The following is a 19,365-nucleotide window of genomic DNA, read 5'->3' on the forward strand; positions in this document are numbered from 1 at the left end:
AGCCCGAGCCGGGCGGCACCGCTAGGATCAAGCTTCTATCGAAGGAGCTTGATCATGCGAATCAGCGTATTGGGCGGCGGCCACGGCTGCTACGCGGCGGCGGCCGAACTGGCGGGAAAAGGGCACGACGTGCGCTGGTGGCGGCGCGACGGCGCGGCCTTTGAAGGCCTGCGCAACGCAGGCGCGCTCACCGTCACCGACTATCGCGGCACTCGCCAGGTCCCGCTGGGCCACGGCCCCGGCCATCTGCAACTGGCCGACGCCTTGGGCGACGCGGTCGCCGATGCGCAACTGCTGGTCATTCCGCTGCCGTCCACCACCCACGACACGCTGGCCCTTGAATTGGCGCCGCTGTTGCAAGATGGGCAGGTTGTGTTCCTGCCGCCGGGCACCTTCGGCTGCTACGTCTTCGCCCGCGCCCAGCAGCGCGCCGGCAACCCCGCGCGCGTGGCCTATGCCGAAACCGGCACCCTGCCCTACCTGGCCCGCAAGCATGGCAACACCGTTGTCGTCAGCGGCTACGCCACGCGTCTGCCCACCGGCGTGTTTCCCAGCCGCCTGTCGGCACAAGCGCTGGCGCTGCTGCGGCAGGCCTACCCCGCCATCGAACCGGTCGAAGACGGCCTTTCCGGCGCCTTGATGAACGCCGGCCCCATCATCCACCCGCCGCTGATCATGATGAACGCCGGCCCGCTGGAACATTTCGACAAGTGGGACATCCACAACGAAGGCACGCAGGCGTCGATCCGCCGCGTGACCGATGCGCTGGACGCCGAACGCATCGCCATCCGCAAGGCGTTGGGCTACGCCGCGCCCCACTTCCCGCTGGCCGACCATTACGCCCGCGAAGGCGACGAATGGATGTACGGCCGCGGCGCCCACGGCAAGCTGACCGACAGCGGCGACTGGCGCGAAACCATCGACTTGCGCACCCACCGCTACATGCAGGAAGACACGCGGCTGGGCCTGTCGTTCCTGGTGTCCACGGGGCGCTGGGCGGGCGTGCCCACGCCCCTCGCGCAAGGCTTGCTGAGCATCGCCAGCGCCATCACCGGCCAAGACCTGTATGCGGAAGGTCGTACCCTGGAAGGCCTGGGGCTGGACCGCTTGTCGCGTCGCGGCATGGCCGAACTGCTGGCGCAAGGATGCTGACCATGGACGCCAGAATTTGCGTGGTAGGCGCCGGCCGCATGGGTGAAGGCATCACCCTGTCTTACCTGCTTGCCGGATGGGCCGTGACGCTGATCGACATCAAGCCGCGAGCGCCAGCCGAACAATCGGCGCACGATGCGAGCGTAGCGGCCAACTTAAGGCGCGAACTCGGCACGCTTAGCCAACTGGGCCTGCTGGATGCCGGTCAAATGGAGTCGGCCCTGGGCCGGGTGCGCCTGAGTCGACGCGACGACGCCGTGGCCGACCTGCGAACGGCGCGCGTTACCTTCGAGGCCGTGCCGGAACGGCTGGACGCCAAGCGGGACGCCTTTCTGTGGCTGGGGCAGACCTGCGCCCCCGATGGCGTCATCGCTTCCACCACGTCCACCTTCCTGGTCACCGAATTGGCCAAGCTGATGGCGCATCCTGCGCGCTTTCTGAACGCGCACTGGTTGAACCCCGCCACCTTGATCCCGCTAGTGGAAGTCAGCCGCGGGCCGCAAACGAGCGACGCCGCGGCAACGTTGCTGCTGGACACGCTACGCCAGGCCGGCAAGGTGCCGGTGCAGTGCGCGCCGTCCGCCGGCTACATCGTGCCCCGCATCCAGGCCTTGGCCATGAACGAGGCGGCTCGCATGGTGGAGGAAGGCGTGGCCAGCGCCGAAGATATCGACACCGCCGTGCGGCTGGGCTTCGGGCTACGCTTTTCGGTGCTGGGCCTGTTGGAGTTCATCGATTGGGGCGGCGGCGACATCCTGTACTACGCGTCGCGCTACCTGTCCGGCGAAATCGGCCCCCGCTTCGCCGCACCCGACGTCATCGCCCGCAACATGGAAGAAGGCCGCAACGGCCTGCGCGACGGCCAGGGCTTCTACAACTACGCCGGCATGGACGTGGACGCGTACAAAATGGAACGGCTGGAACAATTGTGCAAGCGGCTGGACATCATGGGGCTGCTGCCTCGGGCAGGCAGCCCTCCCTCCGCACCCGGCCACCCGCGCTGACGCCGTGGCTCAGCGTGCCAGGTCTTCCAGGATCCGGTACGCCAGCCGCACCCGGGCTTCATTCGGATAATTCTTGTTGGCCAGGATCACGATCCCCGTCTTCTTGGCTGGCACGAACGCCACATACGCACCGAAGCCATTGGTTGATCCGGTCTTGTTGATCCACACCGCCTGCTGCGGCGCCAGCGGCGGATTCAACGCCGTTACCGGGTGGCTCTGGCTGTTCAGCGTGCCCGCGTTAGCGGTCAGCAGCGCGTCCAGCGCCACCGGATAGGCCAACTGTTCCCAAACCAGGTCTTGCGTCATATCGCCGATACGGTAGTAGCCCACATGCGTGCGCGCCACGGCGCGCTGAATGTCCGCGTCGCCCGTCGTATCCATGTTGGCCTCGACGAAACGCAACAGGTCGCGCGCGCTGGTCTTCACGCCATACGCCTCCGCTGCCAGCACCCCGGGGTTCACGCGGACCGGCGCATCCTGCTTGTTGTAGCCCTGGGCGTAATCCGCCATCGCGGCGGCTGGCACGTCGATATACGTGTGCGTCAACCCCAACTTCGGGAACAGCGTTTTTTCCATCGCCTGGGCGAACGGCTGCTCCAGGCTCTTGGCCGCCACTACGCCCAACATGCCGATGCTGGGATTGGCATACGTGCGGGACGTGCCGACCGGCGCCTGCGGCGTCCAGGTCTTTAGATAGTCCATCAACTGCGCGTCGTTGCGCACGGCATCGGGCACCTGCAACGGAAAGCCGCCGCCCGTGTGCGTACCCAGATGTACCAGCGTCAGTTGCGCGAACGCCGAACCTTGCAGGGCGGGCAGGAAGCGCGCGGGGCTGTCGTTGAGCGACAGCTTGCCCAGCGTTTCGGCGTAGGCCGCCAGCGTCGCGGTATAAGTCTTGCTGATCGAGCCCACTTCAAACAGGGTGTCGCGGTTGACCTTGGCCTGCGTCTGCCGCGATGCCACGCCGTAGTTGTAGAACTGCTGCCGGCCATCCCGAGTGACGGCAATCGCCAAACCCGGCACGCCGTATTCGCGCATCACCGCTTGCGCGGCTTCGTCGATCTGGCGGTGGGTTTCCACTGGCGTTGCCGGCGCGGCTTGCACGTGCGGGGCTGCCGCCCCCAAGGCCACGAGCGCCAGCGCCGACAAGGCGGCGCGCCGGGTTCGATCAACGCGCTTTCTCATGCTTGCATCCCTTCTCTTGCCGTCTCGGTTGAATGCCCGCCATAGTACTTACCCTGAATCCAATCCGGCAAGAACTTGGCTATTCTGTACCCCGTCGATTCAAAACCGCGCAGAAGAGACCGGCACTCGTGGCCGGCGCCGACGGAGCAACCGCCCCGGAAACTCTCAGGCAACAGGACTGCGCGCGTCTAGACAATCTGGAGAGAGGCGCCGTGCGCGCCCACCGAAGGGGAACCCGCAGCCGTCTGCGCCGCGGGTGAAGCTCTCAGGTACCAAGACAGATGGGGTGCTGCGGCCATATCGGCCGCGGCCACCCCATCTGGAGCCACCATGCCCCGCATCGCCATCATTGGCGCCGGTATCACCGGCGTCACGTCTGCCTACGCCTTGTCCAAGCTGGGATACCAGGTCACCGTCTACGATCGCCAGCGCTACCCCGCCATGGAAACGTCCTACGCCAACGGCGGCCAGCTGTCGGCCAGCAACGCCGAAGTCTGGAACAGCATGGGCACGGTCCTGAAAGGGTTGCGCTGGATGTGGCGCAAGAACGCGCCGCTTTTGCTGAACCCAAAATTCAGCTGGCACAAGTATTCATGGCTGGCGCAGTTCATGGCGCAGATCCCCCACTACCGGGAAAACACCATTGCCACCACGCGGCTGGCAATCGAAGCGCGGCAGCACCTGTTCGACATGGCCGATACCGAGGGCATCGACTTCGATCTGGAGCGCCGGGGCATCCTGCACATCTATCACGACGCAGCCAGCTTCGAAGCCGCCCGCCGTTCCAACACACTGCTGCAGGCCGGCGGCCTGGAGCGCTTTGCCGTGTCCGGCGGCGAAGCCCGCAGCATCGAACCCACGCTGCAAACGGATTGCTATGGGGGGTTCTACACGCCGTCGGACGCCACTGGGGACATTCATAAATTCACCAGCGGGCTGGCGCGGGCCTGCACGCGCCTGGGCGTCACGTTCATGCAGGATGCCGACGTCGGCCAGATCAGCAGCGGCCAGGCTCCTTATGTGCTGGACGTCTTGCGCGACGGCGGCACGGTGCGTGAACAGCACGAGACCGATGCCATCGTCATCTGCGCCGGCGCGGTCAGCCGCAAGTTCGCGCGGCAACTGGGCGACTCGTTGAACATCTATCCCGTCAAGGGATACTCCATCAGCGTGCATCTGGACGACGCACAAAGCCTGGCTGCCGCGCCCCGTGTCAGTCTGCTGGACGAAGCGGCCAAGATTGTCACCAGCAGGCTGGGCGACCGCTTCCGCGTGGCGGGCACGGCGGAGTTCAATGGTTTCAACATGGACATCCGCGCCGAACGGGTGCAGCCGCTGGTTGATTGGACGCGCAAGCACTTTCCCGGCATCCGGACATCGCGCGTTGTGCCGTGGTGCGGCCTGCGCCCCATGACGCCCAACATGATGCCGCGCGTCGGTCCCGGCAAGCGGCACGGCGTGTTCTACAACACCGGGCATGGCCACCTGGGCTGGACCCTGTCGGCCGCCACCGCGCACCTGCTTGCGGCAAGCGTCGGCAAAACGCTGCCGCTGCCTTGATAACCCGCTTCCAGGCTGTTGCCGCGATGGCGTCAAGGCCGGCGGCGCAGCCTCATTGATAGCGTTCGCGATAGCCCACGGGCGACATGCCGCAGTACTTGTTGAAGATGTCGCGAAACGCCTTGGTGTCGTTGTAGCCCACCTCGTACATCACTTCCGCCACGCTCTTCCGCGACGTCTCCAAGCGCTTCTTCGCGGCTTCGATACGCACCCGCTGCACGTATTCCACGATGCTGTTCCCCGTGGCTTGCCGGAACCGGCGTTCCAACGTGCGGCGCCCCATCGCGTGGCGGCCGGCCAGGTCTTCCACGGTGATCTTTTCGGTGTAGCGGCCTTCGATGTAATCCTGCACCGCCCGCACCACCTCGTCGGCGTGGCCCTTCTGCCCCATGAACACCGCAAACGGCAGCTGGCTCTGCCGGCTCCAGTCCAGCTGGAAGTATTTGGCGCACCAGATCGCGGTGTCGCGGTCGGTGTACTTTTCGATCAGATGCAGCACCAGATGCGCCGCGGAAAACGCGCCGCCGCTCGTGTAGACGCCGTTGTCGGCCATGACGATCCGGTCGCTGATCCATTGCACATTTGGAAAAAGGCTGGCGTACAGGTTCTGCGCCACCCAATGCACCACGGCTTGCTGCCCGTCAAGCACCCCGCCTGCCGCCAGCAACGCGGCCCCCATGCACAAGCTGGCAACTTCGCCCCCCTCGCGGTGATGCCGCGACACCCAGTCGATCAGTTCGCGGTTGGACAACACGGCATCGGACACGGCTCCCAGCAGCGGCGGCGCAATGCAGATATCGATGTCCGTGGCGTCGGCCAGCACCATGTCGGCCTGCACCTTGATGCGCCCGTCGTCCAGGCTGACCTCGCGGGTCAGCGCCAGCGTGCGCACCCGGAACCGCGGTTCACGGCCATGCGCCATCAAATACTCGTTGGCGACCAGGAAACCATGGCGCGCGGTCTCCAGGGAAGCGATATTCGCTCCCGTCGGCAATAGGAAAGCGACGTTTTTCATGGGTCGAAAGTCCGGGCGGCGGGCGCCGCGGAGCGGCATTTTTGATGACGCCAAGCATACGCCTGCGGGCTGACGCAATCCACCCGCAAGAATGTCGCAATTCCCTATCTGAAAGCGCCGCCGATCCCGATACAGTGACATCTGCCGGCTTCACTGCCGGACGACGGCGGACGTGACCCGCGGGCATGCCCGGCCCCCGCTAAAACAACATGGATCAAAGGAGCGTTTGATGGAAAAGTACATAGATGGTTACCTTCTTGCCGTCCCCAAGGCGAATCTGCCGGCGTACAAGAAAATGGCTGAACAGGCCAAGGACGTCTGGCTGGAACACGGGGCGCTGGACTACCGCGAGTGCGTGGCCGACGACATCGACATGGAAGGCTTTGGCTCTTTCACGGCCGCCGCTGGCGCGAAGGAAGACGAAACCGTGGTGTTCGCCTGGGTCTTGTTCGAAAGCAAGCCCGAGCGCGACCGGATCAACGCCAAGGTGATGGCGGACCCGCGGCTGACCGGCATGTCCTGCGAAGGCGTGTTCGACTTCAAGCGCATGTGCCTGGGCGGCTTTAACACCTTGGTCGGCAAGTAAAAAAAAAGCGGGCGGCATGTCGAAACCGGCACCGCTCGTTCGTCGTATATGCAGGAGCCGCCGAACCGCACCCCCGGCGCTCCGTCCCCCTGACAATCAACGATTCTGGAGACACGCCATGGCTACGCCTGCAACGAAGCCCATCCCCGACGGCATGCACACGCTAACTTCGCACATCGTGTGCGAAGGCGCCTCGGACGCCATCGCTTTCTATAAAAAAGCCTTCAACGCCGAAGAGCTTGCGCGCTTGCCGGGGCCCAACGGAAAGATCATGCATGCCGCCATTCGCATCGGGGATTCCGTGCTGATGCTGATGGACGATTTTCCGGAGTGGGGAAGCCTGGGCCCCAAGGCGCTGAAAGGCACACCGGTAACGCTGCACCTGTACATGAACGACGTAGACGCCGCGATGAAGCAGGCCGTGGCCGCCGGCGCCACCGTGGCGATGCCCGTCGCGGACATGTTCTGGGGCGACCGCTACGGCCAGGTCGTGGATCCGTTCGGGCACCGCTGGTCCATCGCCACGCACAAGTTCGATTATTCGCCCGAGGAAATCCAGCAGAACATGGCCAAGATGGGCGACATGACCGGCTGCGGCGATACGGCGGCAGCCGCGGCCGCTAAGCCCTGAACCAAGCGCCTCGGCGCATGGCAATGTAAAAGCCCGCGGCAGCCGGACCCTCTTGGGCCGGCTGCCGCGGGCTTTTTCGTCTATCCCAGACTTACTGCGGATACGGCCCCAGGAAATCCAGCTTGCCGATTTTCACGCCCGCGTTGCGCAAAATCCCATAGGCGGTCGTGATGTGGAAATAGAAGTTGGGCAGCGCGAACGTCAGCAGATAACCATCGCCCTGGAATTCGGGCTTGAAGTCGCCGAAATTCACGACGATATCGCGGCTTTCGGCGCCTTCCACCTGTTCAGGGGTCACGCTTTGCAAATAGGCGATGGTGTCGGCGATGCGTTGCTGCAACTGCGCGAAGGTCGTTTCCTCGTCCGGAAACTTCGGGGCTTGCCCCTGGGACAGGCGCTGCACCGCGAACTTCGCGGCGTCGCTGGCGCGCTGGACCTGACCAGACAGCGGGTACATGTCGGGCGCCAGGCGCGCATTGACGAGCGCGGCGGGGTCGAGCCCTTCGGCCTGGGCATGGGCGGCCGCCTTTTCAAGCAAATCGGCCAGCACGGTCATGCCGCGAATGAAGACAGGCACGGACGCCTGGTAGATAGAGAGGGACATGGCTAAGATTTCCAAAAAAGGCAGCCTGGGCGAAGCATGCGTTTCGCCAGCATCAGGAATGCGGCGATCTTACCGCCGCGCCGCACGGTTTCCCCGGTAGCCGGCTTCGACAACTGCATTCCCGATTCCCGAACAATCGCGCCTGCGCGACGACGCCTAGGGCTCCGGCTGGCCCGCGCCCGTCCGGCGCAAGCCCTGGAAAAACCGCCATACCAGCGCCGACGCGTCGGGGCCGCCGCGCGCATGGTATTTCACCGACGCGTCGCCGCCGCTCCAGGCATGCTCCAGCCGTGTGATTTCGCACAGCCGTAATATCGTTTTGCGCCCGCGCAACAGGTCCACGCGGCGGTATGCCTTGTCCGTGCCCAACCCCAGCACGCGCTCGACCGGAACGTCTTCTGGACGCAGAGCATTCAAGGCGCGGAACTGTTCGAACAGCTGCTTGGCGTTGCGGGGAGCCACGGCCGGATCCAGTTGCCCTTGCAGGATCAATGCGGGCATACCCAGGCGGAACACGGCGGGGTCCGCCACGCCTTCCAGCAACGGCAGCAACGGCTTGAGGCTGCCGCGCCGCATCGTGCCGATACCGCTGGCGGCGCTATGCGCATCGCCCACGACCGGGCCGGAGTGCATGGCCACGGCGGCGATCAGTGAAGGGTGCCGCAACGCCACCAGCGCCGCCATGCCCGCGCCCGCGGACAACCCCGCGATGTAGACCCGTTCCGGGTCGAGGCCGTGCCGCGCGATTTCCGACCGGATCAGCGCCGCGATCAGATCGGCTTCCGCGCCGCCGTGCAGCGCGTCGGGCTGGAACCAGCGCCAGCATCGCTGCACTTGGCGCGTCATGGACTGCTGCGGATACAGCACCATGAAGCCGCCGGCATCCGCCCATTGGTTCATGCGCGTGCCGCGCGCAAACGCCAGCGACGTCTGCCGGCAACCGTGCAGCATCACAACCACCGGCATGCCGGCGCGTGGCCCGGGCGCCGGCGTATACCGCGCGAAAGTCAATTGGCGCCCTGCGCCATCGGAGAACTGCCGCGACGATTCCCAACGCCCGGTGCCCAAGGACGGCGCAGGCGCCTGACGCGGCGCGGCGGCCGGCGCCGCAAGCTTGGCTGCCGTCTTTCGCGCCGGCGCAGCGCGCTTCTTCGCGGTTGTTGGGGCCGCCATGCGCAACGCCGCGCGCTGGAGCTTGCTTAGTTTCTTTGCGGCTTTGAAAAACAGACTGGTAAAACTGCGCGCCATTGCTGGGCCTCGGCCTGTGAACCTTCTTGACATCGCGCCGGCGCCTTGGCACCGCGGGGCCGCTCGCTGCGGCACGCCGGCCATCGCGCCCGCACGGTCACGGACGCCTGGAATTCAGAATCTGGCTGCCGGACCGGCTCCGCCCGTCAACAATTGCAAACAGGACATCAACGCCACGGCGATCGTCAGCACGGATAACACCCTGACCACTTTACTGGAGTCGGGACGCGTCAACATGGCGGTCATCCGCGTGACGATGTATGCGCCCACCATAAGGCCAATTGCCGGAATCATTGGTGCCTCCCCTAAGAGTATCTGTTGTGCGGACGTGCATGCGCAGCCGCAGATGCGAGCCTGGGAAATTGAATGTGCGCCGCCTCTCCGGGCAGATCTATTCGTGCGTGAAATGTATCACAGAGTAACTTCTTGGCCGCGTCTTTCGTCGCAACCCGCATGGGCCGGATTTGCACAAAATCAAGTCGGGCCGCATCCGTCCCGCCGACGATGCGAGGCCCCTTGAACCCGCAGCGCTAAGCGCCTATGGTGTAAGCCTCGCACCAACAAGACGCATTCATGTTTCCCAACGACAGACCCCAGACGCTGGGCGAAGAAATCGCCAACACCATCAGCCATGGCGTAGGCGCGGCAGGCGCCATGGCCGCCGCCCCCTTCCTGATCATCGCCGCCGTCCGCCAGGGCGACGCGGCCTTCATCGCGGGCGCGGCGGTATTCGCCGCCTCGATGTGCCTGCTGTATCTGGCGTCCACCATTTATCACGCGCTGCCGCTTTGCCGTGCCAAGCAGATCTTCAACGTACTGGACCATTCGGCCATCTACCTGCTGATCGCCGGCACTTATACGCCGTTTGCGCTGGGCGCATTGCGCGGCCCATGGGGCTGGACCCTGTTCGGGCTGGTGTGGGGGATGGCGCTGCTGGGCGTCGGCCTGAAGGCGAGCAAGCGCCTGAACCGCCCGGCCCTCTCCACCGGGTTGTACCTGGCGATGGGCTGGCTGGTCATCATCGCGGTGAATCCACTGATCGAACGCGTCCCGACCGGCGGATTGTGGTGGCTGGTGGCGGGCGGCCTGGCCTACACGGGCGGCGTGGTGTTCTTCGTGTTCGACAACCGCTGGCGCTACAGTCATTTCGTGTGGCACCTGTTCGTGCTTGGCGGCACCGTTTGCCATTTCTTCGCGGTGCTGTGGTATGCCGCCTGACGGCAAGTACTAGTCCCGCCGCAGGTACTCCGTGGGCGGCCGGCCCAGCACCCGGCGGAACATCGTGGAGAACGCCGCGGGGCTTTGATAGCCGAAGTCCAGCGCGATGGCCGTCACGGGTTGCCCGGCGGCCAGTCGGGCCAGCGCCTGCACGACACAAGCGCGCTGCCGCCATGCGGAAAACGGCATGCCCGTCTGCAAGCGAAAATGGCGGCTGAAAGTCCGCAGGCTCATGTGCAGACGGGTGGCCCACGCCTGCGGCGGCACGCGCGCGTCCGGCGCGGCAATGAACGCCCGGCATAACGGCAACAACCGCTTGTCCTGCGGCAAGGGAATATGCAGCGGCAGGACCGGCGCACGATCCACCTCATGCAACAGCAGGGCCGCCAGCGCCCCGTCGCGGCCGGCCGGTGCGTACACGGCGGGCATGTCGACGGCTTCCAGCAGCAGGTGCCGCAGCAACGGCGACACCTCGACCACTTCGCAAACAATGCGGTCCGCCCGCACGGCCCCGGGCTCGATGTAGGCGCTACGCGTGCTGACATCCAGCATGCGCACCCGATGCGTTACGCCGGCGGGGATCCACACGGCGCGCTGCGGCGGCACCACCCAGTTGCCATCGCGCGTCTCTACCTGCATGACGCCCGTGGCGCCGTACAGCAATTGCGCGCGCCGATGCGCGTGAGCGGGCAGCAACTGGCCCGACGGATAGTCGTTGCCAATGGCGACCACGGCGCGGTCGAGGGAGTCGTAGCGGTCGATATGGGTATTGCGCATGAAGAGATGATGCCGTTTTGGGGCCGGTTTGGCTGAAACACGAACATTATTGTCCAATCCTATAAAGCAGGCCAATCCGTCCCGCCGTATCTTGGCGTCTTTGCGGCGTAAGGAGGGACGGCATGCTGTATCTGATATTGGCCTTGTTCGGTGGTGCAAGCGGCGTCACCACGGTTCTGTTCGGTTTTGGCGGCGGCTTTGTCGTGGTGCCGGTGCTGTACGGCGTTCTGACGGCCACCCATGGCGCGGGGGACGCCATTGGCCAATCCGCCATGCACATCGCGGTGGCGACCTCGACTTGCGTCATGATCGTGAATTCGATCGCCGCGACGCGAAAACACCAGCGCACGGGCAATATCGTGCGTGCCTACGTGTGGCCGCTGGCCGCCTTTATCGGGGTGGGCGCACTGCTTGGCGCGTGGGCCGCCACCCGCGCCAGCGGCGACATGGTGCGCTGGGCCTTCATCGCCTATCTGGGCGTGACGATCCTGGACTGCCTGCTGCGGCGGGGCTTCCTGGCGCAGCAAGACGCGCAAGCGCCGCGCCCCTTGGGGGCAGGTGTCGCGGTGGGCGGCGGCGTGGCCATCGGCGCCGTCGCGACCTTCCTGGGCGTCGGCGGCAGCGTGATGACCGTGCCCTTGCTGCGCCGGCGCGGCCTGCCCATGGCCAAGGCCGCGGCGATGGCCAACCCGCTGACGCTGCCGGTCGCCATCGCGGGCACGCTGGGCTACATGGCGGCGGCGAGCGGGCTTCCCGCCAAGCTGGCGCCCTGGATCATCGGTTATGTCGACCTGCTGGCCTTCGGCGCGCTTGCCCTGGGATCGCTGGCGGGGATCCGCCTGGCCGCCCCGTTCATCCCCCGAATCCCCGACCGCCTGCATGCCCGGGTTTACCTCCTGCTGCTTGCGCTGGTGATGCTGAGCATGCTGTTGATCTAAGCGCGCAGCGCGCACCCGGCGCCGCCGCCCGCACACCTAAGGACACATCGCGGCCAGCAGCGACTACGAAACCGCGCAAAACGTTTCCGACGCCCGCCCTGGGACCGCCCTGCCGCAGGCAACCCGGATCCCGTGGCCTGCCGACACAGGAAAACACATCGCGAAACTTGTCCCGCAAGGGGTCCCGTCGTCATCATGGTCGGACTCTTAACCGGAACAAGGAGGTTTCATGCAGCGTTCCACTTACGCATTCCTATCCGCCGCCATTTTGACGACGGCGCTGTCCGGTGCCCCCGCCCTGGCGCAGAACGCCAGCCAGCCGCCGGCTCAACCGCAAATGGCCCCGGCCATCACGCAGCCCACCGACCAGCAACTGCAACGCTTCGCCTCGGCATCGCAGAAGGTTTCCGGCGTGGTCGACGAATACCGTCCCAAGGTCGACGCCGCGAAGTCGGACGACGCCAAGCAGAAGGTCGTCCAGGAAGCGGACGCCAAGATGGTGCAGCTGGTGCGTGCGGACGGACTGACCGTCGAAGAATTCAATGGCATCGGCCAGGCCGTGCAGCAGGACCCGAAGTTGAAGCAGCGGGTCATGAACATGAGCCAGGGCGCGCCGAAGTAACCCAAGGCCGGACCGGGGATTGTCCGGCCTGCGCCACGCGTCCTTCGGGCGCGTGGCGCTTTTTCTTGCGCGCCTGGACGCGGGGAAAGCGTTATCCTGACTGCCGTCCTCTTCCACAGGCATGCCCAAGGAGCACGGTATCTTGAACCCGGATCTGACTCTCTATGACCTGGCCGGCGCCGACGCGTCGCTACGCTTTAGCCCCCACTGCTGGAAAACGCACATGGCGCTGGCCCACAAGGGCCTGGCCGCCAAGACCGTGCCCTGGCGCTTCACCGACAAAGAAGAAATCGGCTTTTCCGGCCAGAAACTGGTGCCGGTGCTGGTGCATGACGCGCATGTCGTCAGTGATTCATGGCAGATCGCCTGCTACCTGGAAGATACCTTTCCCGACCGGCCGTCGCTGTTCGGCGGCCCGGGCGGCCGCGCCGCCACGCTGTTCATAAACGCCTGGGCCGATACGACCTTGGTGCCGGTGCTGGCACGCCTATTGCTGCCCGCCATCCACGGCCTCATCCACGAGAAAGACCAGGACTACTTCCGCGCCTCGCGCGAAAAGCGCTTTGGCAAACTGGAAGACCTGCCCGCAGGCTACGCCGACCAGATCGCCGCGCTGCGGGCGGCATTGCTGCCGCTGCGCCTGACGCTAGGCAAACAGCCCTTCCTGGGGGGCAGCCAACACGGCTATGCCGACTACGCCGTGTTCGGCATGTTCATGTGGGCTCGCTGCACGAGCCCACTGGAGCTGCTGGCCGAAGACGACCCCGTCCACGCCTGGCGCGAACGGTTGCTGGACGCCTTCGACGGGCTGGCGCGCCGCGCGCCCACCGCCGCCGCCTGATCAGGTCTTCAGGCGGTAGCCCGTCTTGAAAATCCAGCGCACGCCGATCAGGCACGCCACGAGGAACACCAGCGTCATGCCGACGCTGACGCCCACGCTGACATCCGACACGCCGTAGAACGCCCACCGAAAGCCGCTGACCAGATAGACCACCGGGTTGAACAAGGTGGCGGTCTGCCAGAACGGGGGCAGCATCTTGATGGAATAGAAGGTGCCGCCCAGGAAGGTCAGCGGCGTGATGATCATCAGGGGGATGATCTGCAGCTTCTCGAAGCCGTCGGCCCAGACGCCGATGATGAAACCGAAAAGGCTGAACGTGACGGCCGTAAGTACCAGGAAGCCCAGCATCCAGACCGGATGCGCGATTTCGAACGACACGAACAGGCGCGCCGTGGCCAGCATGATCAGCCCCAGGATGATGGACTTGCTGGCCGCCGCCCCCACGTAGCCCATGACGATCTCCACATACGAGATGGGCGCCGAGTGGATTTCGTAGATGGTGCCCGAGAACCGTGGCATGTAGATGCCGAAGGACGCGTTGGCGATGCTTTGGGTAAGAAGCGACAGCATGATCATGCCGGGCACGATGAACGCGCCGTAGCTGACTCCGTCGATCTCGACCATGTGCGAACCGATGGCCGAGCCGAACACCACGAAGTACAGCGACGTGGAAATGACCGGCGACAACACGCTTTGCATCAGCGTGCGCCAGGCGCGGGCCATTTCAAACAGGTAGATAGCGCGGATGGCGTAGAAGTTCATGATTGACCGTGTACCAGGCTGACAAAGATATCCTCAAGCGAGCTTTCCGATGAATTCAGGTCCGTGAATTCGATCTCGAGCCGGCTAAGGTCGTGCAGCAGCTGGGACATCTGCCCGCCACCCTGGTTGTCATAGGTATAGACCAGCTTGTAGCCGTCGGCGGACAAGTCCAGCTGATAGGCGTCCAGCGCGGTGGGAATGCCCGGCAATGGCGCTTTCAAGGTCAGGCTCAGCTGGCGTTTTCCCAGCTTGGCCATCAGCGCGTCCTTTTTTTCGACCAGGATGATCTCGCCCTTGCGGATCACCCCAATGCGGTCGGCCATTTCCTGGGCTTCTTCGATGTAGTGCGTGGTCAGGATGATGGTGACGCCGCTTTCACGCAGGCGCCGCACCATTTCCCACATGCCGCGGCGCAGCTCCACGTCCACGCCGGCCGTGGGCTCGTCCAGGAACAGGATGGCAGGCTCGTGCGACAACGCCTTGGCGATCATGACGCGGCGCTTCATGCCCCCCGACAGCGCCATGATGCGGCTGTCCTTCTTGTCCCACAACGACAGGTCGCGCAGCACCTTTTCGATATAGGCGGGATTGGCAGGCTTGCCGAAGAGGCCGCGGCTGAACGTCACGGTGTTCCACACGCTTTCGAACGCGTCCGTGGAAATCTCTTGCGGCACCAGGCCGATCTTGGACCGCGCGGCACGGAAATCCGACACGATATCGTGCCCGTCGGCCAGCACCCGGCCATCGCTGGGATTGACGATGCCGCAGATGATGCTGATCAGCGTCGTCTTGCCCGCGCCGTTCGGCCCGAGCAGGGCGAAGATCTCGCCACGCTGGATTTCCAGGTTGACACGCTTTAGCGCCTGGAACCCCGACGCGTACCGCTTGGATAAATCCTGAACTGATATGACCGGCTGCACTCGAGCCCCCGACGTGATCGACAGCTGGAGATTTTACCTGCCGCGCCGTTACCGCTTATTCGGCGTGGCGGAACGCAGTGTTCAGGGTTTGGCGACTAACGGCCCCAGCGCAGCACCAGGGGATCGAGCCGGCGGGCGGTTTCCAGCAGGCCCTGGCGGACCTCCGGGCGCATCGGCGGGAACGGATGGCGGGGCGCCTCGCAGTCAATCACGCCACCGGCTTTCATCAACGCCTTCGCCGTCAGGATGCCGCCCTGGCGGTTTTCGTAGTTGATCAGGGGAAGCCAGCGCTCGTACAGGCGGTAGGCCTCGTCGCGCCGCCCGGCGCGGTGCGCCTCGATGATGGGGCGGATGCCGTCGGCAAAGCCGCCCCCCGTCATCGAACCGGTGGCGCCGGCATCCAGGTCGGGCAGCAGGGTAATGGCCTCCTCGCCATCCCAGGGCCCTTCCACCGCGGCGCCGCCCAGTGCGATCAGGTCGCGCAGCTTGGAGGCCGCGCCCGCCGTCTCGATCTTGAAATACGACACCTGGGCAATCTCGCGCGCCATCTTTGCCAGCAGCGTGGCCGGCAACGGCGTGCCGGCCACCGGCGCGTCCTGGATCATGATGGGGATGTCCACCGCGTCGGACACCTGCTGGAAAAAGGCCTCGACCTGCGCTTCCGGCACGCGGATCGTCGCCCCATGGTACGGCGGCATGATCATCAGCATGGCCGCGCCCTGCTCCTGCGCCTGCCGGCTGCGCGCCGCGCAGACCCGGGTGCTGAAGTGCGTGGTCGTCACGATGACCGGCACGCGGCCTGCCACGTGTTCCAGGATGGTCCGCGTCAGCACCTCGCGTTCCTCGTCCGACAACACGAATTGTTCGGAGAAGTTCGCCAGGATGCACAGGCCGTCCACGCCGGAGTCGATCATGAAATCCACTGCTCGCTTCTGGCTGGGCAGGTCCAATTCGCCCAACTCGGTGAACGCGGTGGGCACCACCGGGAAGATGCCGCGATAGCGCGGCGCCGGGGTCGTCGGGGTCGGGGTAAAAGTGGAGGTCAAGGTCATTGCGGGCCTATTCGATGATGTTGAAGTCGTTCAGATATTCGGTCTTCAGCGTCAGGCCCAGCCCTGGCTTGTCATCGTCCAGGTCGATGAAACCCCCTTTCGCTACCGGCTCGCCGTCAAAGATGTAGTAGAACAGCTCGTTGCCGACTTCAACGTCGAACATCGGGAAATACTCGCTCATGGGCGAGGCCAGCGTGCTCATCGTCAGATGATAGTTGTGCATCTGCCCGGCATGCGGAATGACCGGCACGCTGTAGGCTTCGCATAGCGCGTTGATCTTGTGCGCCGCCGTGATGCCGCCCACGCGGTTCGTGTCGTACTGCACCACCGACACCGCCTTCTTGTCCAGCAGCTGCTTGAATCCGTACAGCGAAAATTCGTGCTCGCCCCCCGAGATCGGGATGGACGTCAGCTGGTTCAGTTCCGCATAGCCGTCGATATCATCGGCGATGACGGGCTCTTCCAGCCAACGAGGTTCGAATTTCTCCAGCTTGGGCAGGATGCGCTTGGCGTATTCCAGGTTCCAGCCCATATAGCACTCCAGCATCAAGTCGGTGTCGTAACCGATGACTTCGCGCACGGCCTCGACCGACTTCAGGTTTTCTACCACCCCCTTCTGCAGGTGCGCCGGCCCGTAGCCGAAGCGCATTTTGAACGCGGTGAACCCCTGGTCCAGGTAGGTCTGCGCCTCTTCCTGCATGGCCTTCAAATCGGTGCGGTACAGCTTGGAATAGTAGACGGGGATCTTTTCCTTGGTGCGGCCGCCCAGCAGCTTGAAAACGGGTTTGCCCACCGACTTTCCCAGGATGTCCCAAATGGCCAGGTCCACGCCCGATATCGCCGCCATCGTCACACCCTTTCGGCCCCAGGCGTGCGTGGCGCGGTACATGCGCTGCCACAGGTATTCGTAGTCCCAGGGGTCGTGGCCCACGACCAGCGGCGCAAGGTATTGGTCGATGATGGCCTTGGCCACTCGCGGGGCCAGCGCCACATTGCCCAGGCCCACGATGCCGTCGTCCGTTTCCACTTCCACCACGGTCCAGCCGTGGAAGCGGAACGTGCTCATGGTTTCTTGCTTGGAATACAGCAAGTCCATGGCGTTGGAGCAAAAGTTGCCTTGCGGCGGAACGGTCTTGCCAGTCCATTCAAACACGCGAGCGCGGACGGATTTGATCTTCATGTCGGGTTCCTACTTGGAAGACGGGAAACGGTGCGAGACGCCCATGCGGCAGGCGATCCTGAAGGCTTGCCAGGTCGCCTCCACATTGGCGCGGCCCTGGCCGGCGATGTCGTAGGCGGTGCCGTGCGCGGGCGTGGTGATGGGGATGGGCAAACCGCCCTGCACCGTCACGCCGCGCGAAAAGCCCAGCAGCTTGATCGCGATCTGCCCCTGGTCGTGGTACATGGTGACGATCGCCTGGAACTCGCCGGCCTGCGCCCTCAGAAAGATGGTGTCCGCCGGAAACGGCCCCTGCACGGCCAGCCCTTCCTCGTTCAGCTGGCGCACGGCCGGCGCGATGATGTCGACCTCTTCGCGACCGCACGTGCCGCCATCGCCGCCATGCGGGTTGAAGGCGGCAACCGCCACGCGCGGCGCCGCGATACCGTTGGCCTGCAGCGACCGATAGATCAACCGCGTCGCCGCCTTGATGCCGTCGACGCTGAGCGCCGCCGCCGCGTCCTTCAGCGGAATGTGCGAAGACACGCGCGACGTCCACAAATCACCCAGCGTATTGAATTCGCAGAAATAGCCGGTGACGCCCAGGTATTGCGCGAAATGATGCAATTCGTCGTCGTGGGCAAGCCCGCCCAGCTTCATGGCGAACTTGTTCAGCGGCGCAAAGCAGATGGCATCCACATGACCGTCGCGCGCGGCGTCCATGCAAGCGTCCAGCACGCGCAGCACCGAAGCGCCGCCCGCCGCCTGGGGCTGGCCCACCGTCACCTGGTCGGGCCGGATCGTGTCCATTTCCAACCACGCGGGCAGGCGGGTGTCCGGCCGGCCGCGCACCGCCTCGATGCGGTCCACCGGCTGGGTGGCCACCTGCACACCCGCCACGCGTTGGCCCTCGCGCCAGAGCCAGGCGTCGCCCACCAGCACGATGTTGGCCATCTGGCAGGCCTCGGGCTTGGCGAGCAGACGGGCGATCAGTTCGGCGCCGATGCCGGCGGGGTCGCCCAGGGTCAGGGCAATAACGGGTATTGGCTGCGAGTTCATGCTGGAGTCATTCCACGGAAATGTTGTTTTTCTTGATGATGCCGGCGTAGCGCTGGTTCTCGGCGTTGTGGAACTGCGCAAACTGTTCCTGGCTCATCGGGGTGATATCGGCGCCAATCGCTTGCAGGCGGGCCTGCGTGTCGGGCAGCGCCAGGATTCGGTTGACGTCGTCATGGATGCGTTTCTGGATGGCGGCAGTCGTGGCGCTGGGCATGTAGATGCCATACCAGGCGCTCATTTCAACCCCCGGCACGCCGGCTTCGGCCATCGTCGGCACCTCAGGCAGCTGGGCGTTTCGGCGGGCGCTTAATACCGCCAGCGCGCGCACCTTGCCGCTTTTGATATGCGGGATGACGGACGACGCGGTTTCAAAGGCGATCTGCACCTGCCCGCCCATCAGGTCGACCATGGCCGGGCCGCTGCCGCGGTAAGGAATATGCGTTATCTGCACCCCGGTCGCGTCTTTGAAGAGTTCCGCCGCAATGTGCTGGGTGCTGCCCGAGCCGCTGCTGGCGAAGTTGTATTCGCCCGGCTTGCGCTTAAGCAGGGCGACCAGTTCCTGCACCGATTTCGCGGGCACCTCGTTGTTCACGACCAGGATGTTCGGCACCGCCCCCACGAACACCACGGGCGTCAGGTCACGGTCGTTGTCATAGCTTAGTTTCAGCAGGTGGGGCGCAATCGCATGGGCCGTCGATACGCCCATCACCATGGTGTGGCCATCCGCCGACTTCGCGGCCAGGTCGGCGGCCAGCGTGTTCGATGCGCCGGGTTTGTTCTCGACCACGACCGTCTGCTTGAGCATCGGCCCGAGTTTGTCCGCCACGGCACGCGCCATGGCGTCGGTGCCGCCGCCGGGCGCGGATCCCACCAACAGGCGCAGCGGTTTGGCCGGCCAGTCGGCGGCTTGCGCCTGAGCCTGCGCCGCCAGGGGGAACAGCGTGGAAAGGCACACGGCGCCCGCCGCCAACGCGGCCAATACGCGGATCTTCATGGTTGTCTCCTTGATGAGTTCTTTGCCGTTCAGGGGCA

20 protein-coding genes and 1 riboswitch are annotated in these 19,365 nt (G+C 65.0%); of the genes, 9 read left to right on the plus strand and 11 right to left on the minus strand.

Going from position 1 to position 19,365, the window contains the following annotated elements; all coding sequences use genetic code 11:
- Positions 1-54: 54 nt before the first annotated feature.
- Positions 55-1,152, plus strand: coding sequence for an NAD/NADP-dependent octopine/nopaline dehydrogenase family protein (locus tag ACI0FO_RS08430; RefSeq protein WP_416025785.1), 1,098 nt, complete (start codon positions 55-57; stop codon positions 1,150-1,152).
- Positions 1,153-1,154: 2 nt separating this feature from the next.
- Positions 1,155-2,156 (plus strand): 3-hydroxybutyryl-CoA dehydrogenase, encoded by a 1,002-nt coding sequence (locus ACI0FO_RS08435; RefSeq protein ID WP_416025787.1) that lies wholly within the window; start codon positions 1,155-1,157, stop codon positions 2,154-2,156.
- Positions 2,157-2,165: 9 nt separating this feature from the next.
- On the opposite strand, the gene ampC is transcribed toward ACI0FO_RS08435, so the two are convergent.
- Positions 2,166-3,341: a class C beta-lactamase gene (gene ampC / locus ACI0FO_RS08440; RefSeq protein ID WP_416025789.1), complete on the minus strand. Its 1,176-nt coding sequence runs from the start codon at positions 3,339-3,341 to the stop codon at positions 2,166-2,168.
- 100 nt (positions 3,342-3,441) lie between these two features.
- Positions 3,442-3,532: riboswitch (glycine riboswitch) on the plus strand.
- Positions 3,533-3,671: 139 nt separating this feature from the next.
- Here ampC and ACI0FO_RS08445 point away from each other — a divergent pair.
- Positions 3,672-4,901 (plus strand): D-amino acid dehydrogenase, encoded by a 1,230-nt coding sequence (locus tag ACI0FO_RS08445; protein ID WP_416025791.1) that lies wholly within the window; start codon positions 3,672-3,674, stop codon positions 4,899-4,901.
- A 52-nt stretch (positions 4,902-4,953) separates the two neighbouring features.
- Here the strand turns inward: ACI0FO_RS08445 and ACI0FO_RS08450 are convergent, their stop codons facing one another.
- Positions 4,954-5,916: a GlxA family transcriptional regulator gene (locus ACI0FO_RS08450; protein WP_416025793.1), complete on the minus strand. Its 963-nt coding sequence runs from the start codon at positions 5,914-5,916 to the stop codon at positions 4,954-4,956.
- Between the two features lie 229 nt (positions 5,917-6,145).
- Here ACI0FO_RS08450 and ACI0FO_RS08455 point away from each other — a divergent pair, with 229 nt between their 5' ends.
- Complete coding sequence (locus tag ACI0FO_RS08455) at positions 6,146-6,502, plus strand: DUF1428 domain-containing protein (protein WP_416025795.1); 357 nt, start codon at positions 6,146-6,148, stop codon at positions 6,500-6,502.
- Between the two features lie 118 nt (positions 6,503-6,620).
- Positions 6,621-7,133 (plus strand): VOC family protein, encoded by a 513-nt coding sequence (locus ACI0FO_RS08460; protein WP_416025797.1) that lies wholly within the window; start codon positions 6,621-6,623, stop codon positions 7,131-7,133.
- Positions 7,134-7,224: 91 nt separating this feature from the next.
- Here the strand turns inward: ACI0FO_RS08460 and ACI0FO_RS08465 are convergent, their stop codons facing one another.
- On the minus strand, positions 7,225-7,737 hold the full coding sequence (locus ACI0FO_RS08465) for a DUF1993 domain-containing protein (RefSeq protein ID WP_416025798.1): 513 nt from the start codon (positions 7,735-7,737) through the stop codon (positions 7,225-7,227).
- 156 nt (positions 7,738-7,893) lie between these two features.
- Positions 7,894-8,910, minus strand: coding sequence for an alpha/beta hydrolase family esterase (locus ACI0FO_RS08470; RefSeq protein ID WP_416025800.1), 1,017 nt, complete (start codon positions 8,908-8,910; stop codon positions 7,894-7,896).
- Positions 8,911-9,558: 648 nt separating this feature from the next.
- Between ACI0FO_RS08470 and trhA the strand changes: the two genes are divergently transcribed.
- On the plus strand, positions 9,559-10,203 hold the full coding sequence (gene trhA / locus ACI0FO_RS08475; RefSeq protein ID WP_416025802.1) for a PAQR family membrane homeostasis protein TrhA: 645 nt from the start codon (positions 9,559-9,561) through the stop codon (positions 10,201-10,203).
- Positions 10,204-10,212: 9 nt separating this feature from the next.
- On the opposite strand, the gene ACI0FO_RS08480 is transcribed toward trhA, so the two are convergent.
- On the minus strand, positions 10,213-10,980 hold the full coding sequence (locus ACI0FO_RS08480) for an AraC family transcriptional regulator (protein WP_416025804.1): 768 nt from the start codon (positions 10,978-10,980) through the stop codon (positions 10,213-10,215).
- A 122-nt stretch (positions 10,981-11,102) separates the two neighbouring features.
- Here ACI0FO_RS08480 and ACI0FO_RS08485 point away from each other — a divergent pair, with 122 nt between their 5' ends.
- The 3 genes from ACI0FO_RS08485 to ACI0FO_RS08495 all read left to right on the plus strand — a co-directional run bounded on the left by ACI0FO_RS08485 (position 11,103) and on the right by ACI0FO_RS08495 (position 13,381).
- Positions 11,103-11,918: a sulfite exporter TauE/SafE family protein gene (locus ACI0FO_RS08485; protein ID WP_416025806.1), complete on the plus strand. Its 816-nt coding sequence runs from the start codon at positions 11,103-11,105 to the stop codon at positions 11,916-11,918.
- Positions 11,919-12,147: 229 nt separating this feature from the next.
- Positions 12,148-12,540, plus strand: a complete 393-nt coding sequence (locus ACI0FO_RS08490; protein WP_416025808.1) for a DUF4168 domain-containing protein — start codon at positions 12,148-12,150, stop codon at positions 12,538-12,540.
- A 142-nt stretch (positions 12,541-12,682) separates the two neighbouring features.
- On the plus strand, positions 12,683-13,381 hold the full coding sequence (locus ACI0FO_RS08495; RefSeq protein WP_416025810.1) for a glutathione S-transferase family protein: 699 nt from the start codon (positions 12,683-12,685) through the stop codon (positions 13,379-13,381).
- On the opposite strand, the gene ACI0FO_RS08500 is transcribed toward ACI0FO_RS08495, so the two are convergent.
- The 6 genes from ACI0FO_RS08500 to ACI0FO_RS08525 form a co-directional block, all read right to left on the minus strand.
- Positions 13,382-14,143, minus strand: a complete 762-nt coding sequence (locus tag ACI0FO_RS08500; RefSeq protein WP_416025812.1) for an ABC transporter permease — start codon at positions 14,141-14,143, stop codon at positions 13,382-13,384. It abuts the gene before it with no gap.
- Positions 14,140-15,063, minus strand: a complete 924-nt coding sequence (locus ACI0FO_RS08505) for an ABC transporter ATP-binding protein (RefSeq protein WP_416025814.1) — start codon at positions 15,061-15,063, stop codon at positions 14,140-14,142. Before ACI0FO_RS08505 ends, ACI0FO_RS08500 begins: the two co-directional genes overlap by 4 nt.
- A gap of 95 nt (positions 15,064-15,158) precedes the next feature.
- Entirely contained in the window at positions 15,159-16,115 is a 957-nt protein-coding gene (locus tag ACI0FO_RS08510) for a dihydrodipicolinate synthase family protein (protein ID WP_416025815.1), read from the minus strand.
- Positions 16,116-16,122: 7 nt separating this feature from the next.
- Complete coding sequence (locus ACI0FO_RS08515; RefSeq protein ID WP_416025817.1) at positions 16,123-17,295, minus strand: L-rhamnonate dehydratase; 1,173 nt, start codon at positions 17,293-17,295, stop codon at positions 16,123-16,125.
- A gap of 9 nt (positions 17,296-17,304) precedes the next feature.
- Complete coding sequence (locus ACI0FO_RS08520; protein ID WP_416025818.1) at positions 17,305-18,333, minus strand: 4-hydroxythreonine-4-phosphate dehydrogenase PdxA; 1,029 nt, start codon at positions 18,331-18,333, stop codon at positions 17,305-17,307.
- Positions 18,334-18,340: 7 nt separating this feature from the next.
- Positions 18,341-19,327 carry a Bug family tripartite tricarboxylate transporter substrate binding protein gene (locus tag ACI0FO_RS08525; protein ID WP_416025819.1) on the minus strand — a complete coding sequence of 329 codons (987 nt, stop codon included), beginning with the start codon at positions 19,325-19,327 and terminating at the stop codon, positions 18,341-18,343.
- Positions 19,328-19,365 lie beyond the last annotated feature (38 nt).

Source organism: Achromobacter marplatensis (genome assembly GCF_049060505.1).
GTDB classification, from domain to species: Bacteria; Pseudomonadota; Gammaproteobacteria; order Burkholderiales; family Burkholderiaceae_B; genus Achromobacter; species Achromobacter marplatensis_A.

Excerpts from the sequence above, each read along its gene's own strand:
- ACI0FO_RS08430 (WP_416025785.1), top strand. The coding sequence starts at position 55 with ATGCGAATCAGCGTATTGGGCGGCGGCCACGGCTGCTACGCGGCGGCG.
- ACI0FO_RS08435 (WP_416025787.1), top strand. The coding sequence starts at position 1,155 with ATGGACGCCAGAATTTGCGTGGTAGGCGCCGGCCGCATGGGTGAAGGC.
- ampC (WP_416025789.1), bottom strand. The coding sequence starts at position 3,341 with ATGAGAAAGCGCGTTGATCGAACCCGGCGCGCCGCCTTGTCGGCGCTG.
- ACI0FO_RS08445 (WP_416025791.1), top strand. The coding sequence starts at position 3,672 with ATGCCCCGCATCGCCATCATTGGCGCCGGTATCACCGGCGTCACGTCT.
- ACI0FO_RS08450 (WP_416025793.1), bottom strand. The coding sequence starts at position 5,916 with ATGAAAAACGTCGCTTTCCTATTGCCGACGGGAGCGAATATCGCTTCC.
- ACI0FO_RS08455 (WP_416025795.1), top strand. The coding sequence starts at position 6,146 with ATGGAAAAGTACATAGATGGTTACCTTCTTGCCGTCCCCAAGGCGAAT.
- ACI0FO_RS08460 (WP_416025797.1), top strand. The coding sequence starts at position 6,621 with ATGGCTACGCCTGCAACGAAGCCCATCCCCGACGGCATGCACACGCTA.
- ACI0FO_RS08465 (WP_416025798.1), bottom strand. The coding sequence starts at position 7,737 with ATGTCCCTCTCTATCTACCAGGCGTCCGTGCCTGTCTTCATTCGCGGC.
- ACI0FO_RS08470 (WP_416025800.1), bottom strand. The coding sequence starts at position 8,910 with ATGGCGGCCCCAACAACCGCGAAGAAGCGCGCTGCGCCGGCGCGAAAG.
- trhA (WP_416025802.1), top strand. The coding sequence starts at position 9,559 with ATGTTTCCCAACGACAGACCCCAGACGCTGGGCGAAGAAATCGCCAAC.
- ACI0FO_RS08480 (WP_416025804.1), bottom strand. The coding sequence starts at position 10,980 with ATGCGCAATACCCATATCGACCGCTACGACTCCCTCGACCGCGCCGTG.
- ACI0FO_RS08485 (WP_416025806.1), top strand. The coding sequence starts at position 11,103 with ATGCTGTATCTGATATTGGCCTTGTTCGGTGGTGCAAGCGGCGTCACC.
- ACI0FO_RS08490 (WP_416025808.1), top strand. The coding sequence starts at position 12,148 with ATGCAGCGTTCCACTTACGCATTCCTATCCGCCGCCATTTTGACGACG.
- ACI0FO_RS08500 (WP_416025812.1), bottom strand. The coding sequence starts at position 14,143 with ATGAACTTCTACGCCATCCGCGCTATCTACCTGTTTGAAATGGCCCGC.
- ACI0FO_RS08510 (WP_416025815.1), bottom strand. The coding sequence starts at position 16,115 with ATGACCTTGACCTCCACTTTTACCCCGACCCCGACGACCCCGGCGCCG.
- ACI0FO_RS08515 (WP_416025817.1), bottom strand. The coding sequence starts at position 17,295 with ATGAAGATCAAATCCGTCCGCGCTCGCGTGTTTGAATGGACTGGCAAG.
- ACI0FO_RS08520 (WP_416025818.1), bottom strand. The coding sequence starts at position 18,333 with ATGAACTCGCAGCCAATACCCGTTATTGCCCTGACCCTGGGCGACCCC.
- ACI0FO_RS08525 (WP_416025819.1), bottom strand. The coding sequence starts at position 19,327 with ATGAAGATCCGCGTATTGGCCGCGTTGGCGGCGGGCGCCGTGTGCCTT.